Annotated in this window: 9 protein-coding genes; 2 read left to right on the top strand and 7 right to left on the bottom strand. The window is 44.8% G+C overall.

Translation table 11 applies throughout. The features are described from left to right. Window positions 1-176: 176 nt before the first annotated feature. The 5 genes from ACM0OZ_RS09105 to ACM0OZ_RS09085 form a co-directional block, all read right to left on the bottom strand. A complete protein-coding gene (locus ACM0OZ_RS09105; protein ID WP_414582472.1) occupies window positions 177-1,469 on the bottom strand; it encodes a DUF1822 family protein in 1,293 nt (430 codons plus the stop codon). After that, the gene (locus ACM0OZ_RS09100; protein ID WP_414582471.1) at window positions 1,466-2,869 is read right to left on the bottom strand and encodes a hypothetical protein; all 1,404 of its coding nucleotides are present in this window, start codon (window positions 2,867-2,869) and stop codon (window positions 1,466-1,468) included. Before ACM0OZ_RS09100 ends, ACM0OZ_RS09105 begins: the two co-directional genes overlap by 4 nt. Window positions 2,870-3,197: 328 nt before the next feature. Beyond that, the gene (locus ACM0OZ_RS09095) at window positions 3,198-3,599 is read right to left on the bottom strand and encodes a PIN domain-containing protein (RefSeq protein ID WP_414582470.1); all 402 of its coding nucleotides are present in this window, start codon (window positions 3,597-3,599) and stop codon (window positions 3,198-3,200) included. After that, complete coding sequence (locus ACM0OZ_RS09090) at window positions 3,596-3,796, bottom strand: type II toxin-antitoxin system VapB family antitoxin (RefSeq protein WP_414582469.1); 201 nt, start codon at window positions 3,794-3,796, stop codon at window positions 3,596-3,598. The genes ACM0OZ_RS09095 and ACM0OZ_RS09090 overlap by 4 nt, the downstream gene beginning before the upstream one ends. 262 nt (window positions 3,797-4,058) lie before the next feature. Next, entirely contained in the window at window positions 4,059-5,489 is a 1,431-nt protein-coding gene (locus tag ACM0OZ_RS09085; protein ID WP_414582468.1) for a S8 family peptidase, read from the bottom strand. Window positions 5,490-5,792: 303 nt separating this feature from the next. Between ACM0OZ_RS09085 and ACM0OZ_RS09080 the strand changes: the two genes are divergently transcribed. Beyond that, entirely contained in the window at window positions 5,793-9,815 is a 4,023-nt protein-coding gene (locus tag ACM0OZ_RS09080; protein WP_414582467.1) for a filamentous hemagglutinin N-terminal domain-containing protein, read from the top strand. Between the two features lie 352 nt (window positions 9,816-10,167). Here ACM0OZ_RS09080 and ACM0OZ_RS09075 read toward each other — a convergent pair whose 3' ends face one another. Further along, window positions 10,168-10,557 (bottom strand): hypothetical protein, encoded by a 390-nt coding sequence (locus ACM0OZ_RS09075; protein WP_414582466.1) that lies wholly within the window; start codon window positions 10,555-10,557, stop codon window positions 10,168-10,170. A gap of 1,034 nt (window positions 10,558-11,591) precedes the next feature. Here ACM0OZ_RS09075 and ACM0OZ_RS09070 point away from each other — a divergent pair. Continuing rightward, window positions 11,592-17,321, top strand: coding sequence for a translocation/assembly module TamB domain-containing protein (locus tag ACM0OZ_RS09070; protein WP_414582465.1), 5,730 nt, complete (start codon window positions 11,592-11,594; stop codon window positions 17,319-17,321). On the opposite strand, the gene ACM0OZ_RS09065 is transcribed toward ACM0OZ_RS09070, so the two are convergent. Beyond that, on the bottom strand, window positions 17,318-20,086 hold the full coding sequence (locus tag ACM0OZ_RS09065; protein WP_414582463.1) for a PAS domain S-box protein: 2,769 nt from the start codon (window positions 20,084-20,086) through the stop codon (window positions 17,318-17,320). The two genes, ACM0OZ_RS09070 and ACM0OZ_RS09065, sit on opposite strands and share 4 nt — an antisense overlap. Window positions 20,087-20,097: the final 11 nt, after the last annotated feature.

Below are 20,097 nucleotides of genomic sequence, written 5' to 3'. Positions count from 1 at the left end.
AGTACAAATTTATCTGTGTCCATCTGTGTCCATCTGTGGTTCTTATTTCCTGATGTATTGCACTCAATTACAGCTATTTTCAGGTAAATAGACCTTTTTATCTCGCGCAAAGCCGCAAAGACGCAAAGAAGAACGCTAAAAAATGTGCTCTAAATAAGTGAAAACTGAAGATTTCGCTATATTTCCAACTCAAAACCAAAAGGCGGAATTTCAAAAACCGCTTCATGATCAGCAGTTACTGTTACCCAAAATCGTTCGCCCCAATTGCCAATGACTTGAGCATAAAGTACGCCTTGATTCGTATCCTCCTGAGATTCTTCAAACAGTTGCTGAGTCTCATCTTTAATTTCCAGCTTGAGGTGCATTGGTATCTGCCCTCGCTGTTGTGGACTTAAAGCAATCAGTAACATCCATTCCGGACTATCTAATTCTTGTGATACCACCCACGTCACCGCATACAGTCGCAAACTTCCCTGTTCCCAGGACAAGTCACGGTAAGCGCCTCGCGCCGTTGGAGGAATATGGACACCTTGCTGTTCCAAGGCTGCGCGAATCTTATAAAATTCTTCTTCCAACGATCGCAGCGCAGACAGTGTCAATGATGGCATGAGCATCCATCCCAATTCCTGAGCCACTGTATCAATTTGGTTGCGTAACCACAAACCGACATTTATCAGGGGTTGAGAACGCACAGGAGCAGAAACTTCATACACCCAGTTTACGAGATCAGGGTTTTGCAATAGTGTCTTGCCTTCTTCGACTGTCAGCAATTGCCAAAGCGGCTTGGTTGGAAGTTGAGATTGCAGTGCTGTCAGTTTCTGCCGCAGTGCTACGTCACTGGTTTGTTGTGCGGATGCAGTTGTGGGTAGAACTATAGCATCTGGTTCTAGGCAACGCAGATTTAGTAGAAGCGCGTTGGGATCAGGATTAAACCAAGTTAGGGGTAGTGTATACGTCCAATCTTGTTGCGGTTGGAGCGATGTGGCTGCTTGGTATCGACGGTACTGTTCATAGTTTAAAAAACCAGACACTGCAACCTGCTGTTGCTCCTCGTCAACTTGGATCGGCACATAGAAATGAGCTGCAAAATCAGGGATATCAAAAACCGCACTTGGAAAGCTGACTTGATTCTCATCCAGACTGCTACAAGGCACGATGCAGAGTTTGAAGGAACCGACTTGAACGTTACACGCCGCCGTCATCAAATTTGCATAGGATGGTTGCCAAATCGAGGCATTTTCGCTTTGCACCCTCAAATCTGGGGCGCGATCGCCCAGCCATTGCTCAAATCCTAATACAGCCAACGCAGCCAAGTAGACTTGCCAGCGTTGATCTGGCAAGTGAATTGATTGACTCAGACGTGCAGCTTTTTGTAATTGCTCTGGTAATAACTCGGTTTGTGTATCATTGAGCGATCGCCAATCGAGTACGTCTGTTAAATCTGGCATTGGTGCAGGTTGATCAATCATGATGTAGGACTCCTTGAATCGAGATAACGGCAGATGCGACGTGCCAGCAAACCACGTAGGGGTTGATTGCGAACCGGATTTTTTGCCTCAGATTCTGCTTCCTGGATGATGCCCGTAATTTGTTCCTCTAAAATCACTTCCACCTGCTGATCTAAGCTTTGTAAACGTTGGGAGTCAGCATACATTTTGGCGCACTCAACAATGCGATCGCGCAACATCACGAGCAACCGCTGACGGATATCAGCACGTAAATCATTAAGTTTTAATAAACGAGTGACTTCATACTGTTTTTTAAATCCAATGTGCGGCGCGATTTGGCTCATCGATTGACCTTGGCAATGGAAAAGATGTAACGCAGTTATAAATAATTGCTCAACCGATGAACGCTTGCGTTGCAACTTAGAAATAAAATCACTAATAACTTGAGAAATTGCGTTATCTAAACATTGAATAAATTGATTTTGATAATATTTAAGAAATTCAACTTTTTCTTCATCATCCGGCTCTACCTGTGCGCGATCTACGAACGGTTGAATCTCAGGCTGATCGAAAGAAACGGCTGGAACCATTCCTCCTTGTGCCGAAATGCGATATTGCCGTAGTTTGGATGCGATCGCATTTAATTGACGCAAGACTGCTTCAGGCGTGAGCGTGCGACTGGTGCGAGCTTTCAGGTCATCAGCGATACGAACTAACTGCTCAGGCGTTGGTGGTTGACACGGTTGTTTCGTCCCCGTAACGCGCTGTTGCAGGCGGTCTTCACGATAGACTGCATGAAAGCTTTGTAAAAGTTCACAAGTTTGTTGGATTTCAATTTGTGTGAACTGATACACCTCCGAAAGAATTTGCTGTAAACGCTTCGAGGTTGTATCATTCAGCAACGCCCAATCGCTGACTATATAAACACCGTGCTGTAACAAAAACCGTTTGAGTTCTGGATGTTGCTTAACATAGCGTGTCACCCATGTGTTGAGCGTTCCCTTCGCTGGGTCAAAAGTTTGCAAAATCGTCGTCGCCAGAGAACGATAAGCAACACTTTGCGGCACCTTAGGGAGCAGCCCCTGATCATCTAAAACAAAAGGCAATAAATCTTCATAAGTAAAACCGTGGCGACTGCCAAACTTAGCTGCCAAATTCAGACACGCCTGATCAATTTGATGCGAGATATAGCAGCGTAAACAAATTTCAGCGAAAAAGCGATCATCGCTCTTCACTTCCCCATCCTGCCGCATTTGCTGCCAAAGTTGGCGTTGAATCGTTGTATCAGGGACGTTAACCTGTTTCGTCCATTCAGGAAATTGGTTTTGGAAATAGGTCTTAGCAGCGATCATTGTTTCCACCCGACGCGAGCCAGTCGAATTTAACTTGACAAATTGCCAGTATTTTGATGCAGAAACCACAGTGTTTTATTTATCCAAAGCCAGTCACTCTCAATTTTTTCATCTCCTCAATTTAAAGTCACTATTTTTTCAGTAGTGTTACTTATACTTCTTTCTAGTTCTGGCTGAGTCAACTCATGCAAATTCAGCGGCGAATCCAACCGCGACTATAGCGCCTCACTTCAGCTACTTTAACGTGAGTTCGACGAAACCTAACCCCAACCCCTTCCCTTGTAGGGAAGGGGCAAAAAATCCGCAACGCACGTACGAAAGAATAGGCTTTTTAAGCCTCTCCCCGCTTCAGGGAGAGGTTTGGAGAGGGGTCAAATCAGGATATATCAAACTCACGTTACTTTAGTAAAATGACAGGGATATACGCCTGAAAATTTTCAAAATCTTTATCTGTTGTTATCAGGCTGTAGCTACGACGATGAGCAACTGCACAAAGTAAAAAATCAGTGTTTGCTCCTTGAATACCATGTGTACGGCAAGTGTTGTAAAATTCTGCAGCTAACTCGTAGTCTTCGGTTGTTAACTCTAAGTCAGGGAAGGCACGGAGGTAGTCTCTGAGACGAGTAAACTGTTCTGCATGACGAATGCCTGAAAGTACTTCTTGTCGCACAGCCCCTAACAAAACGACTCGATCATCAATAATTAAATCACGCAACTGATTGACAACAGGCATTGCGTCTGATGGAGTATTTCGCCGTAGTGCCAATGACCATACAGACGTGTCTACGATCACTCTCATGACTGCAGTCGCTGCTGTTTATAGTTGTAATCTGCGTCATAGTCAATCGTTCCAAACAACTCCAGCACCCTAAGCTGCTTGCGGCGTTGTACAAATTCGCGCAATGCTTCTTCGACCACATCACGTTCAGTCTGTTGATTGCCAAGAGCTAAAGCTTCTTGAATTAAAGCTTCGTCGATTTGAATGTTGATGGTCATGCACTTGCTTTTGGACAAACGATAATAACACAAAAATTTTATCAGTTTCCTCTTCCTCTGCGTTCTCTGCGCCTCTGTGGTTCCATAAAAAAGTCCTGTTCACAACTCAGCTAGGAATGCTATATAAGTCTTCACCGGACATGACATGATATGATAACCTAATCGCTAATCCGCATTGCCCCTCATCCCCAAAGGGAACCCCGAGATCCCCAGTCTCCACACCCAGGAGTAGCAATAAACGATTAAGAAATACAAAATTTTATCAAGCCAAACTGGATTGCACAATAATTTGGCGCACTTGATTAGGAGTCAAAGTGGGATTGGCGCTCAACATTAGTGCCGCTACACCTGAAACATAAGGTGTCGCCATCGAAGTGCCATTGAGATAGCCATATTTATTACCGGGAATCGTGGAGTAAATATTAACGCCAGGGGCAACTACATAATTTAGCCGACTGTCAGAACCTGCTCGATTTGAGAGATTAGCCATATACCTATATTGATCAATCGCGCCCACTGCGATTCCCCAATCAGTTGCTAATGCTGCTGGATATATAGGTGTACCAGCACCTTCATTACCTGCAGCCATGACAACAGTTGCACCCCGTTGCGTTGCATATCGTATAGCCTGTTCAATTTCAGATGAATAACCTCCACCCAAACTGAGATTAATCACATCTGCGCCATTATTGGCTGCATAGACAATTCCTTGTGCAATATTTTTCTGAGTACCGCTGCCCTTTTCATCCACTACTTTGATTGGCATAATTTGAGAATTGTATGCGACACCTGTTGTACCAAATTCATTTCTCTCAGCAGCAATGATTCCAGCAACATGAGTGCCATGTCCCTCGTAATCCATCGGATTATTGTTGTTGCCTACAAAATTCCATCCAATGACATCATCAACATATCCGTTGCGATCATCATCAATACCATTGCCAAAAATTTCGCCTCGGTTTCTCCAAATATTGTCATTTAAATCTGCGTGGGTATAGTCCACTCCACTATCAAGTACAGCCACCACAACATTCTTGCCTGTATATCCTTTTGCCCATACTTCCGGTGCTTGAATCGTATCAAGTCCCCAATTGTATCCACCGACATTAGAAACATCAGCAAAAGGTGACTTCCCTATTGCTCCTGCTACGGCTACGGGTGCATTCACAAGTCCATAGCCAGACACCTTACTAAAGGTCTTTGATTGTAAGGTCAAAGATTGTGACGTTGAAAGCTTTTCTGCGCTCAACTCATTTGTTGGCGTTGCCGTTGCAAAATAATTTGCCTGTGTCGTATTGCCATCATTTGCTAGAAAAGAGAGTGGAATTTGATACTCAAATTCACTGTTATCATCAGCAAGAACTTGACCCGTGATTTCATCAATGGTTTGTGATAAAGCATCAACCTGGACGGAATGATTAAGATTGCGGTAAACTTCACTTGCGACCAAACTCAGTAAGTCATCATCTTTGTAGGCACATTGACGATGAGAAATGTCATCATTTGCAATGCCTATATAGTCATAAAAGCTGTATATTTCGTTAGAAATAGATTGTTCTTTTCCTAAATTCGAGTTATTAGGGAAATTGATTAGAAGATTATTAGGCTCAAATGAACCCGTAATTATAGGTGTTGTTATCGCAGATGAAATCTCTAAAGATACACTACAAGTATCTATTGAAGTGTCAAGCATATTTGTTGATATTTCATGTTTTTCTGAGCTACGTTATTCACTATTTCTCAAGGCAAGGGACATATGCATTTTGATGAAAACTTACATAAAGATAATGAAAGGCGTGTAAACAAAGCTCCTTGGCTTCCAAAGAAACGCAATAGCCTGTAATTAGCAATGTAGAGACGCGCCATGGCGGGTCTCTACATTAACTAAACTGTATTGATTTATGAAATGCTGTACTACGTAAACTATGTAACTTGCTTTGCATAGTAATATATCTACTGAGGATTCTACCTAATTTTCTTTTTACTGGGGGGTGCGATGTTTGAGATACCTGTGCGTCAGTGGTGGGAACGAGGATTAGGAATTGTTATATGTGGTGCGATCGCTTTTGCTGGAAATAGCTCACTCGCTCAAATCACCCCAGACAGCACTCTCCCAAATAATTCAAACGTCACATTAGATAGCGGCACTTTCAATATCACAGGGGGAACCCAAGCAGGGGCTAATCTGTTTCATAGTTTCCAGCAATTCTCTGTCCCTACTAACTTTACAGCTTCTTTTAACAATGCCGTAGATATTCAAAACATCATCAGTCGGGTAACGGGTGGTTCAATATCTAACATTGATGGGTTAATCCGCGCCAACGGTACAGCTAACCTATTTCTGATTAATCCCAACGGAATCATTTTTGGACCGAATGCCAGTTTGAATATTGGCGGTTCGTTTGTCGGCTCTACGGCTAATGCGATTCAATTTGGGAATAACGGCATTTTCAGCGCTTCCACTCTTGAAGCTCCCTCACCCTTGCTGACAATCAATCCTTCTGCTTTACTATTTAACCAAATTGCAGCTGCATCTATTCAAAATAGCTCAGTGGCACCAGCAGGACAAGCTCCCTCTGGGGGAATTTCTTCTGGTTTACGTGTTCCAGATGGGCGGAGTTTGTTGCTCGTAGGTGGCGACATCAAGATGGATGGCGGAGGATTGAGGGCTTACGGTGGACGCGTCGAGTTGGGAGGATTAGCTTCCCCTGGAACAGTCGGGTTAGAGGTGAATGGCAACAATTTAAGCTTGTTGAGTTTTCCTGATAACGCAACCCGTGCAGATGTGTCTCTCACCAATGGAGCTAATGTAAATGTATCAGCTGCTGGGGGCGGTAGTATTGCAGTCAACGCTCGCAATTTAAATATTTCGGGAGAAAGTAGCCTTCTGGCTGGAATAGGGCAAGGGCTGGGGTCAGAAGGTGCTGTTGCAGGAGATATTACGCTGGATGCCACAGGGGAAATAAAAGTGGTAAGCAGCGGCGGTGTGTTCAATGTTGTCTTCCCGCAAGCAGTGGGCAATGGGGGAAATATTACAGTCTCCTCTGACTCCTTCTCTTTAACTGATGGTGCTGAAGTGCTTGCCAGCACTTTAGGGCAAGGAAATGCAGGCAGCGTGTCGGTGCGAGCGTCCAATTCGGTTGATCTTGTCAATGGGAGAATTCTCAGCACTGTGGAACAAGGAGGTGTGGGCAAAAGTGGCAATATCAATATCAACGCTGCTTCTCTTTCACTCAAAGATTCCGCTCAACTACGAAGCATAGTTCGTGGAGCTTTTGACAATGTGCCAGCAGGAAGAGGGGATGCAGGTAATGTCACAGTTGATGTTACAGGTCCTGTGACCATTACCGGAACAAAGAACGGATTTCCCAGTGGAATTAGCACTGACGTGGGAACGGGGGCAACGGGCAATGGGGGGAACATTAGTATTTCCTCTGGTTCCTTCTCTTTAACTGATGGTGCTGTACTGGGTGCCAGTATCTTGGGACAAGGGAATGCAGGCAGCGTGTCGGTGCGAGCGTCCGATTCAGTTGAGCTTGTCAATAATGCGTATATCTTTAGCACTGTGGAAAGGGGAGGTGTAGGCAATGGTGGCAACATTAACATCAATGCTGCAACACTCTCACTCAAAGATGGTGCTCAACTGCTAACCCTAGTTCGTGAAGCTAGAAACAACCAGCCAGCTGGAAGGGGCAATGCAGGCAATGTTACAGTTAATGTCACAGGTTCTGTAACGATTGCTGGGAGAAAGGACACAATTCGTAGTGCGATTTCCAGCGAGGTGAGAAGGGGAGCGACGGGCAATGGGGGGAACATTAGTATTTCCTCTGGTTCCTTCTCTTTAACTGATGATGCTGAAGTGGTTGCCAGCACTTTTGGACAAGGGAATGCAGGTAACGTGTCGGTGCGGGCGTCCAATTCTATTGAGCTTGCAAACACTGCTGGCATCTTCAGTGCTGTGGGAGAAGGAGGTGTGGGTAATGGTGGCAACATCAATATCAAGGCAGCAGCACTCTCCCTCAAAAATGGTGCTCAACTGCTAACCCTAGTTCGTGAAGCTTCTGGGAACCTGCCAGCCGGAAGGGGAGATGCAGGCAATGTCACAGTTGATGTCGCAGGGAATGTGACCATTGCTGGAGTCAAGGAGGGAAACCCCAGTGGGATTTTCAGCTTAGTGGGAACCGGAGCGATAGGCAAGGGGGGAAATATTGCTATCTCCTCTGGGGACTTCTCTTTAACTGATGGCGCTCAACTGTCCGCCAGCACATTTGGACAAGGGAATGCAGGGAATATTACAGCTGATGTCACAGGGAATGTGACCATTGCTGGGATCAAGGAGGGAGAACCCAGTGGGATTCGCACCTTAGTGGGCACGGGAGCAACGGGCAAGGGGGGAAATATTGCTATCTCCTCTGGTTCCTTCTCTTTAACTGATGGCGCTCAACTGTCCGCCAGTACATTTGGACAAGGGAATGCAGGGAATATCACAGCTGATGTCACAGGGAATGTGACCATTGCTGGGATCAAGGAGGGACAAGCCAGTGAGATTTCCAGCAAGGTGAGAACAGGGGCAACGGGCACTGGGGGGAACATTAGTATTTCCTCTGGTTCCTTCTCTTTAACTGATGGTGCTCAACTAACTGCCAGCACCAGTGGTCAAGGGAACGCAGGCAGTGTGTCGGTACGAGCGTCAGATTCGGTTGAGCTTGCAAACACTGTAGTTATCTTCAGCACTGTGGAAGCAGGAGGTGTAGGCAAAGGTGGTAATATCAACATTAATGCAGCTTCTATGTCCCTCAAAGAGGGCGCTCAACTACAAACCTCAGTTCTTGAAGCTTTTAACAATCTGCCAGCCGGAAGAGGGGATGCAGGTAATGTCACAGTTGATGTCACAGGACCAGTGACGATTGCTGGCGTAAAGAACGAATTTCCCAGTGCGATTTTCAGCGTTGTGCAAACGGGGGTGACGGGCAATGGGGGGAAAATTAGTATTTCCTCTGGCTCCTTCTCTTTAACTGATGGTGCTGTACTATCCGTTAGTACTTTAGGACAAGGGAATGCAGGCAATGTGTCGGTGCGTGCGTTCAATGCGGTTGAACTTGTCAATGGCGGCATCCTCAGCACTGTGGAAAGGGAAGGTGTGGGCAATGGTGGCAACATCAACATCAACGCTGCAACACTATCCCTTAAAGACCGTGCTGCAATCACTGCTAGCAGTGCTGGCAAAGGCACTGCTGGCAACATAGAAGTTGATACTCGCTCTATCCGTTTGAGCGATCGCTCAACCATCAGCTCTAACACTGTAGCAGGACAAGGAAACATCAACCTACGTCCTCGTGATTTATTGCTGTTGCGTCGTGGTAGCAACATCACCACCAATGCTACTGGCACAGCGACTGGCGGCAATATCACCATTAATACCAACAATTTAGTTGCCGTTCCAAAGGAAAATACTGACATCAGCGCTAATGCACAAGAGAGCTTTGGCGGACGGGTAAACATCAATACTAAAGGTATCTTTGGGATTCAGTTTCGACAGCAAGACACACCATTTAGTGATATCACTGCCAGTTCTGCCCTTGGTCCGCAATTCAGTGGTTCTGTAGAAATCAACAGACCCGATGTTGACCCGACTCAGGGATTAGTAGAACTGCCCGTCAATTTAGTCGATGCCTCACAGCAAATTGACACCAGTTGTCGTCCCGATAGCAGGCAACAAAGGGGTTCCTTTGTCATCACCGGACGTGGAGGCTTGCGCCCAAGTCCCTATGATATGTTGACACCTCAAGTCGTAAATTTAAACTTGGCGACTCTGGAAGCAACAAGTGCAAGCGGTTCCTCAGCATCTCCTGTCAGTAAAGAAACTACGACTAAACCACCAGAACCCATTGTAGAAGCGACTGGCTGGGTGAAAAATGACAAAGGGGAGATTTTTCTAACAGCGAATCTGCCCGTCGTCATGCCTCATAGTCCTTGGTTGAAACCTGCTTCTTGCAGTGCGAGGCGTGAAGCTGAGTAAGAAAGGATAAGGATAGTGCATTTGCAAAATGTCTACAGCTATATTCAGCTAATTGAACCACAGATTTTTGTAGGGGCACGGCATTGCCTATTGGTGTCAACTTAAGCCAAAACCCTTGTTACGCTAGATCATGCTCTCCTGAATGCCCACAATCTCGCTTCACCCCACCCCGGTTTTGTCTTACGCCAAAACCTCCCCTCCCCTTAGCAAGGGGAGGGGATAAAGGGGTGGGGTTAAATCAACGTGGAATAAAGGTTTGAACGTTAAGTTGGCACCAATGTGTACTCATGCGCCCCTACCCCGTGGTTTATTTACTTGAAAAGCGCTGTAAGAACAAATCTCCCTTTATTGTTTAATTGTTTACATTTGGGCAACGTTGGGCTACATTCCAACCTGCATTGGGATTATTTCTTATATAGAAATGAATCCCAGTACGACCTTTATTATCTACTGAATACTCCGCGACCAAACCTGCTATTGGACCATCAATGAAATGCACGTGATTATTTGATGGATAAAACACATAACGTCCTCCGCTATAAGAGGAGGAATAATACGTACCTTGACCATCAAGTTGGATCTTTCCCAATTCGCTAGGATAAACATACATTCCGAACATATAGTAGCAATTGTAAGTTCCTGATAGTGCTTCTGGCTGAATGTGATTTGCATGGGCTGGAATCGCAGACAGCATGGTTAAAGCAACACAACTGCTCAAGTAATTTAGGATTAAACGCTTCATGCTTTTCATTCCTTCTTGATTTTTCTTGCTGCTAACATCTATTTCTCGTTGTTGAAAACTTATGCAAAAATCTCAAGAAACTATCGCATGCAAACGCATAGTTATGATTTTGACTGCTAGTTCTGCATGAGTCCTGTCTTACCAGAAATAGTCTAATATCATGTCCGAATGAACACTTATAAAAAACGAAGAACCTCAAGAGCCTACCCTTCTCCTGTCGGAGACGCACTCGCGTTCGGGAACGGCTTCGCCGTTAGCGAAGCTCCTCCGAAGGAGGCACGGCACCCTCTCCGAAATCGCCCAGAGGGTTGGGGTGAGGTCAAGCAGGAATTATAAGTAATTAAGCGGACTTCATATAACTTCAGGAATCACGAATCCGTTTCTGCGAATGGCTTAGGGACTTCCTTTCTTAAAAAATATCCAACTTTTCTTGTGGCATGGGATTGACGCCCGGGGCGATCGCCACGAACCGCAACAAAGAAATCCAGGAAACCGAACGCCTAATTGCACAATTGGAATTACAGCTACTTCCTTTATAGCCACTGTCTAATCTAGCGCGCAGCGGTCTTCAGTTGCGTCGCTGATATAACTCCTTGAACGGATACCAATTTTTTAAACTTTTCCGTAATCAAAATAAAATAAATTTTTTCTAACTCTTCAATACTTTTTTATACTACGTACAAAATCAAAAGAATTTTTATTTAAGTAATCACTGAGTACTCAAAAATATTCCTTTTGGTACTGTCAAAATACTTCTTAAGTGATATTTATTCTAATAATCTGAATTTCTCCACGGAATTTACACCATTTAACCCTGTCTTCTCGCTATAGTCATTTTCAGTGTTAATGCAATTGACAGTTAAGCTGTCACGTTGATCAGAAGTTATGAATCTAGTTCCAACAAAGAACACTTTCCAGTAACATAGTTCTGTGTTGTTTTGGAGTCACAACTTGGAATCATAGCTTTTGACTTGCTTTTTCAAACACTCACCCGCTCATCTCACTGCTCTAAAGTACAGTACTGGTAACGACTTATGACGCGCTCTCCAAAGTCAGGAAATGAACAGGAGCCTTCTAACCGTCGTCTGTGGCTTCTCCTCTTAGGACGTACTAGTCTTGCTGTGGGAGTGATTTTGCTAGCTGGAATTGCAGGTGGTGTTTGGTGGGCTAGGAACTATGTTTATAAAGATTTAGCACCATTGGTGGAGAACAATCTTCAGCAGTTGCTTGGAAGACCAGTAAAATTAGGGGCAGTTGAGCGATTTTCGCTTTCTAGTTTGAGATTCGGAGCGTTATCGGTACCAGCAACTCCCAATGATCCAGATAGAGTTGCAGCAAAAGCTGTGGATGTACAGTTTTCGCCTTTGCGGCTCCTTTTTAACCGGACATTGGCATTAAATGTTACTTTAGTTGAGCCTGATGTATATCTTGAACAAGATAAACAGGGACGCTGGGTAACAACTCAACTTAAGACGGGAGATGGAAAAGGTATTATCCAAACTGAGTTGCAGACAATACGGCTTCAGAATGGAGATGTGGTGTTGGTGCCAAATCCGACACCAAATAAACCCAAAGGTTCAGTTGCGTTAGATCAGGTAAATGGTACAGCGCGAATTCTGTCTCAAAATCAAGGAATTGGCTATGATCTCGGTGCTCAACCAACCACGGGAGGAACAGTCAAAATAGTTGGTGAGACACAACTGAAAACACTACAAACTAACGTCAAGCTGCAAGCGCAAAATCTGGAAGCAGCCAATGTTAGTCGATTAATTGAGCTACCAATTGCTTTGCAATCAGGTCGTGTAGATGCTGACTTAGGGGTTCAATTACAGCCAGATCAGCAAGAACCCAATAAGCAAGAAATTGCGATTAATGGAACGGCGATCGCCAATAAAGTCACTGCTCAAATTCAAAACGTTCCCCAAAAGTTTATCAATTCCATTGGCAAATTAACTTTCCAGGGTCAGACAGTTGGTATTGAAAGTCTAACTACAAACTATGGCACAGTTCCCGTTCTGGCAAATGGATCTCTCAATCTCCAAACAGGTTACAATATTTCCGCTCAGGTAAAGGCGGTTAGTGCCAAAAATCTTTTAGACACGCTGAATGTGAAATTGCCAGTTCCGGTTGCTGGAGAAGTACAATCAAAAATTCAGTTGCAAGGAGCAATTCAACAACCCATTCTCAGCGGAACTGCAAGCAACATCAAACCTGTTCAAGTTGACCGCGTTTTATTTAATGGTATTAGTACTGGCTTTCGGTTAAGCCTATCTAAAGCCGCATCTGGTATTACCGTTTCTAACCTGCAATTAATCCCAGCAGCAGGTGGGCAAATTACAGGGAACGGTCAAATTCAACTGGGATCTAAACCTCAACAAGGTGGAGTGAAGTTTAATCTGCAAGCCGAAGGTGTGTCAGCAGATGCACTTGCTAGTGCTTACGGCTTGACTCTCCCCACAAGTATTGGGAATGTGTCAGCCAAAGCCGAAGTTTCTGGTTCACCTGGAGGCGGTACACAGCCATTGACGCTTAACATATCTAGCGTTCAAGCAACACCACCAGCGGGAGGACAAATCACAGCAAACGGTCGAGTTCAACTTGTCCCCCAAGGTAACGTTGCGTTAAATGTTCAAGCTCAAGGTATACCAGCAAATGCGATCGCCCAAGGTTACGGCGTTTCAGTTCCCATCAACATTGGTGGTGTATCCGCTAACGCCACAGTCTCTGGAAGACTCGGTGCGCAACCTTTAACAGTCAATGTTGCAAGCGTGAAGGCGACTCCAGAAGTAGGAGGACAAATCACGGCAAACGGTCAAGTTCAGCTTGCACCCAAAGGTAGAGTTTCATTTAATGTGCAAGCTCAGAATTTACCAGGCGATGCTATTGCCAAAGCTTACAAGACTTCACCTCCGATTACAATTGGTAATGTATCGGCAAACGCCAGGATTTTTGGCTCACTTGGCAATTTGCAAACAGTCGCGCAGGTTTCAGCACCCACAGCCACGTATCCCACGAGTGGACAAGTTGTTGTCAATCAACAAGGTAATAGTGTTCTCTTCCAAGATGCTGTTGTCAAAGTGGCAGGCAGTACAATTAGAGGCAGGGGTCAACTTGCCCAAGGTCGCTGGCAAGCTTTTGTTAATGCCGATCAACTACAATTGAGTCGTTTTGCACAGGTACCACCCCAGCTTCAAGGGGGAGTCTTAAGCAGTCAGTTGAATTTGTCAGGAACCACTGCTTCGTTCCAACCGTCAACCATTCAAGCTTCAGGACAGGCAAGTCTGCGTAATGTGGCAGGAGGTACAGTTAACGTTAGGAATATTAGCCTTGATAATGGTCGCTGGCAAGCCCTTGCTAATGTTTCCCAAGTTCAACTCAACCGTTTCTCTCAACAACTGCAAGGACGACTCAATAGCAACTTGCAATTAGCAGGAACGACTGAATCTTTTGCGCTTTCAAATATTCGCGCCGCAGGACAAGTCGGTTTATCACAAGGGTTATCACTGCTTGCACAACCAATCACAGCACAAGTTCAGTGGAATGGACAACAGATTATTCTGCAAAACGCAACTTCCCCCGGACTGAGTGCTAACGGTGTTGTTGCAGTCCAAGTACCAGAAACTGGCACACCTCAAGTCAGTGGTTTTAATCTCAATGTGCAAGCACGCAATTATAACCTGCAAAAAGCGAGTTCCAATCTTCCTGGTAACATAGCGTTAGCGGGGCGACTTAATTTCACAGGACAAGTTACAGGTACGCCAACGACTCCTAATGCTGTGGGAAACATCCGGCTAGAGAATTTGAATGTCAGTGGTTTGGCGTTTGACCCGGTATTAGCTGGGAATGTAAAATATCAGGGCGGGCAAGGTGGACAACTGCAACTTGCAGGTAGACAAGACGAAATTGCAGTTAATATTGATGCAAACAATCGCCCAAGTTCATTTTTATTCCGACGTGATCAAGCAGTTGCCACTGGCAGAACTGAAGGAGAAAACTTGCTTGTCAACGTGCGAGATTTTCCTGTAGCTATTCTGAGTGGGTTTGTTCCTAATAATACGTTAAAACCTCTTGCAGGGCAAGCATCCGGCGATTTAGTCGTTAATCTCAATAACTATGCAGCTGCTGGAGAAGTGGCGATCGCCAAACCTGTCGTTGGTAGAGTCACAGCAGATGAATTTCGAGGTAACATTACTTATGCCGATGGTGCTGCTAGCTTAACGAATGGTCAATTGCGGATAGCAGAAAGCAGCATCGCCCTGAGTGGAAATGTGCAAACAGGGAACAACCCGCAATTTCAATTCCAAGCTAATTTTGACCAAACCAGAATCGACAGACTTTTACAAGCATTCAATGTCTTTGATTTTGGGGATTTTGGTGGAGGGTTGCAGGGTCCCGATTTGGCAGGAGCAGAGGTTCTTCAAACTCAGCCTCGGAGTTTGCCAGATACAGATTTGCTAACACAGCTAAAGTATTTCTCACAAATTGCAACCCGAGTCGTACAAGAACAAGCACAGCAAAAAGAACCAACGACTTTACCCACACTTGCAGAATTACAGGGTGCTCTTAGCGGAGGAATTGAAGTGGCTGGCTCATTAAAGTCAGGATTGAATGCCAGCTTTAATTTTCAGGGCAATAACTGGCAATGGGGTAACTACTCGATTAATGATGTCATAGCTAGAGGCACTTTTGCAAATGGTGTCGTGACACTGTTACCGTTGCGTGTAGATTTGAATCCAGGTTCGCTGGCATTTACAGGACAGTTAGGAACTGAACAACTGTCTGGACAGTTGCGTGTGGCAAGTTTACCTTTATCACTTCTACAGCCTTTTATAGAAAGATATCCAGTCGATGTCACAGGGAATGTGAATGCTGTCGCCACCCTAGGTGGTGATTTAAAAGACCCCAGAGCGATCGGTGAACTGACGCTGGTGGATGGTACTATCAACAAACAAGCAGTGCAGACTGGGCAAGTGAGTTTCAATTATAACAATGCTCGTCTGAATTTTGGCAGTACCGTGTTGGTGACTGGGACACAGCCTGTTCAGATTGCAGGTAGCGTACCTTTTGGGTTGCCTTTTGCTTCAGTTCAACCAGATAGCAATCAAATCAGCATCAACGCCAGAGTGCAGGATGAAGGCTTGGCGCTGTTAAACTTGTTTACCAATCAGCAAGTCACTTGGGTGAATGGTCAAGGGCAAGTGAATGTAGATGTTCAAGGGACTTTAAACCAGCCGATTATCAACGGAGTCGCCACAGTTAATAATGCAACTTTTCAGGCTCAAGCTTTACCTGACCCCTTGACAAATGTCACAGGAACACTCCAATTTAACGGCGATACGCTGACTGTCGAGAGCCTTCAAGGGCAATACAATAAGGGTGCAGTGAGTGCTGCGGGAGTCCTGCCCATTTTTGCACGTCAAGGAGCACGAGCCGAAGCCGCAACAAATCCCCTCACCGTATCGGTAAATAATTTGGATTTGAATGTTCAAGGGCTGTATCAAGGAGGTGTCAGCGGTGATGTCGTTATTGGTGGAACAGCGCTGTCGCCTGATATTGGTGGAACGATTCAGCTCAACGATGGTCAGGTGTTGATTGGACAATCCAATACAGCTGGTGCAAAACCATCAGGTACACAAAAGGACAGCGCAACAGATAACGCAACAACTATTTTCAGGGCACAACCAACAAATACGCAAGGAACTAGCACACCGGATGGCGCAACAACGACTTTCGGCGCACAACCAACAAATACGCAAGGAACTAGCACACCAGATGGCGCAACAACGACTTTCGGCTTAGAACAACCAGGTACACAAGATAACGCAGCGGCTACTGCGACTCGACCAAATTTACCTATAGAGTTTGATGGTTTAAGGCTGATTCTAGGTAACAATGTTCGTGTCTCCACTGCGCCCATACTCGGCGGCTTTGTACCAGGAGGCGAGTTGAGTCCGTCTCTACTCACCTTTGACGCAAAAGGCAATTTGACTATTAATGGTACGTTAGCGAAGCCTCTGCCCCAAGGAGTCATTCGTCTTACAGGAGGGCGAGTCAACTTATTTACAACTCAGTTTACCTTAGATCGGGGTTATGAACACACTGCGGAGTTTACTCCCAGTCGAGGACTCGACCCCGTCCTAGATGTCCGGCTTGTAACACTTGTACCGGAGGCAACAGGGGCAACAGCTAATCGCACTTTGAGATCTCCTTTTTCTAGCGAAATCAGTGATGTTTCTGCAACCAGCTTTGGTACTTTACGAACTGTTCGTGTTCAAGCCAGAGCAACAGGACCAGCCAGTCAATTAGCTGAGAATCTAGAACTGACGAGCGAACCTAGCCGCAGTAAGGCAGAAATTATTTCCCTGTTAGGCGGTTCTATTATTAATTCGCTGGGTCAATCAGACGCAACAACTGGACTTGTCACCCTCGCTGGTTCTACGATATTCGGTAGTTTGCAAGGAAGCATTACTGCGATAGGACAGGCGATCGGCTTTAGTGAATTTCGCATCTATCCTTCCCCCGTCACCACGCGAGCATCGAGGAACTCCGACCAAAGAGAGACGTCTTCAGTTCTCGGCTTAGCAGCAGAAGGTGTGTTTGACATTAGTAGGAATTTCTCTGTTTCCCTCTCGCGGGTTTTCTTGACCAATGAGCCTTTCAATTACAACGTCATATATAGAGTTAATGACGATCTTTTGGTGCGAGGCTCAACGAATTTAGCAGACGACAGCCGTCTACTATTTGAGTACGAGACACGATTTTAGTTGCTGTTGAGAACGAACTGTAACTTTTTCAACAACTCATCTGACGTGTAGGGCTTTGACATAAAGGTTTTGACACTATTACCAAGGAGTTGAGCCATCTTAGAGGTCACAAGTCCGCTAACAGCAATAATTTTAACCTGTGGGTTCATCCTTTTTAATACTTTGACGGTAGTTGAACCATCCATAGACGGCATCATCATATCAATTAACACAACACTAATTTTTTTCTGATGTTGCGTATACAGCGCCAGTGCCTCAATTCCATCCTTAGCAACTAAAACTTTGTAGCCATAGTTTTCCAACACTGTTTTAGTCACCTCACAAATTGAATCTTCGTCATCAACAACAAGAATCAATTCTCCAAATCCAATCGGTAATTTATGATCAGGTGTGACTAAACCATCTGTTTGAGTTGTCGGCGTTGCGGGTAAGTGCACCTGAAATTTTGTTCCCTTTCCGACTTCACTAACGACGTTGACAAAACCGCCGTGGCTTTTAACAATGCCCATGACTGTTGAAAGACCAAGACCTGTACCTTTGCCCACTTCTTTTGTTGTGAAAAATGGTTCAAAAATTCGCTCAATGATTTCTCTATTAATCCCAACTCCCGTATCAGATACTGTTATGACAACGTAGGGACCCACCTTAGCTTCAATATTCATTCGGGCATAATGACTATCAATCCAAAGATTTTTCGCAGAAATTTCCAGGATACCGCCATTAGGCATAGCATCACGAGCATTAATGCAGAGATTCATCAGAACTTGGTGCAGTTGAGTAGTATTGCTTGTGATAGTCCAAAGATTTTGCGCTGTTGCATCGGTGCGGACTTCAATGGCTTTGGGAAATGTCTGTTTAGTAATACGCTCAATTTCTGAGATTATATGCTCTACCTGTAGGGATGTACGCTCACCTTCAAGTCCGCGTGCGAATGACAGCACTTGTTTGACCAAAGTTGCTCCACGTTTTATATTTGTTGTAAGTATTGAAAGCCACTGCTGACTCTGCTCATCCAAAAGTTTTCTTTCTAAAAGTTGTACACTCAGCAGCATAGGTGTGAGCGCATTGTTGAGGTCATGAGCGATACCGCTTGCCAAGGTACCGATACTCTCTAAGCGCTGAACCCGGAGAAACTGAGCTTCGAGTTGTTTTTTCTCTGTAATGTCAGTGTTAACCGTAAGAATGGATTTCGGTTGCCCATCTTCATCGCGCACTAAAGTCCATCGGCTAGCAACGATAATTTTCTTGCCTTCTTTTGTAAGTTGATGTAACTCACCCTGCCAAGAGCCACTTTCAGCTAAACTTGTCTGAATGTTAGGCAGTTGAGATAAGCTTTCCTGTTGATATAAAAGCTCATTGACATTTTTGCTGAGCACTTCTTGTGCCTTCCATCCGTACAGACGTTCAGCCCCTTGGTTCCAAAATCGGATTTGGTGATCCAAGTGTCGTACAATAATTGCATCTGCCGTGATATCAAGCAGCTCCGCTTGTTCGCGGATTTTCTGTTCTGCTTGCTTGCGTTCTGTCATATCGAGGACAAAACCAACCATGCTCTTTTGAGACTCTTCCAGAAGCGCACCACCAATCACAACAGGAAGACGGCTACCATCTTTGCGAATGAACTCCTTCTCGAAAGGAGTACAAACTCCAGAACAGGCTAATTCTGTGATCGCCCTTTCATCCAAACTGCTATATTCTGCTGGAGTCATTTTATCCCAATACAATTTTCCTTTTAGCAGTTCTTCCCGTTCATATCCCACCATCTGCAAAAAGGCATCGTTGGCTTCTGTAATTTTGCCGTTCAACTCTGTCAAAATAATCCCAATAATATTAGATTCAACCAAGCGTCTAAAGCGGGCTTCACTTTCTTGAAGCGCTTGAAAAGCTTGCTCACGCTCTTCTTCTGCTCGTTTACGCTCGGTGATATCAATAACAAAGCCAGCCATCTGAGCAACATTGCCTGCACTGTCTAAAAAAAAGTACCCTTTGTCCTCAACTGTGATATAATTGCCATCTTGGCGACAAAGACGGTATGACAAATGAAATGGCTTTTTTGTAGATAAAAGGCGGTTATTCTCTTGCTGAAAGGGGTTTCTATCTTCAGGGTGAATGAGTTCTAACCACTGGTTTAAACCTCCTGACATCTCCTCTGGGGAGTAGCCTAATATCCGCTCTAAGTTGCCGCCATAGGTGACATCATTGGTATAAGGATTCCAGTCGTAGATTATCTGACCACTTGCCTGAATGAGTGCTTCATAGCGATTTTTCCAGTTGGCTAATTCATCTTTTTGGCATTGCAGTTCTTCCTCTATTTGCTTACGCTCAGAAACTTCCACCTCCAAACGCTGATTTTGCTCTGTGAGTCTTTTCGTTAGGTTTTGCAGGCGCAGGTGGATGTTTACCCGAGCTAAAACTTCTTCATGCTCTAACGGCTTGGTGATATAGTCAACTGCCCCAAGTTTTAATCCTTTAACTTTATCCACCTTATCGCTTAGGGCAGTCAAGAAAATGACAGGAATATCTTGAGTGATTTCATTCGTTTTCAAGCGACGGCAAGTTTCAAAACCGTCCATTTCCGGCATGAGTACATCTAACAAGATAAGATCAGGTGGGGCGTATTCCGCCATTTCAATCGCACTTTCCCCATCTTCAGCCACCACAACATTCAAGCCTGAATCTTCTAAAAAATCAAACAGCATTTGTAAATTGGTGGGAGTGTCATCGACGATTAAGATGACACCTTTTTCATGATTATTAAAACTCATTCAAACCTCTT

Origin of the sequence: Scytonema sp. PCC 10023 (assembly GCF_963920835.1) — a bacterium.
Taxonomy (GTDB): domain Bacteria; phylum Cyanobacteriota; class Cyanobacteriia; order Cyanobacteriales; family Nostocaceae; genus Kalymmatonema.
Note: the sequence above shows the minus strand (reverse complement) of the source record. Positions and strands in the feature narration are given on the sequence as shown.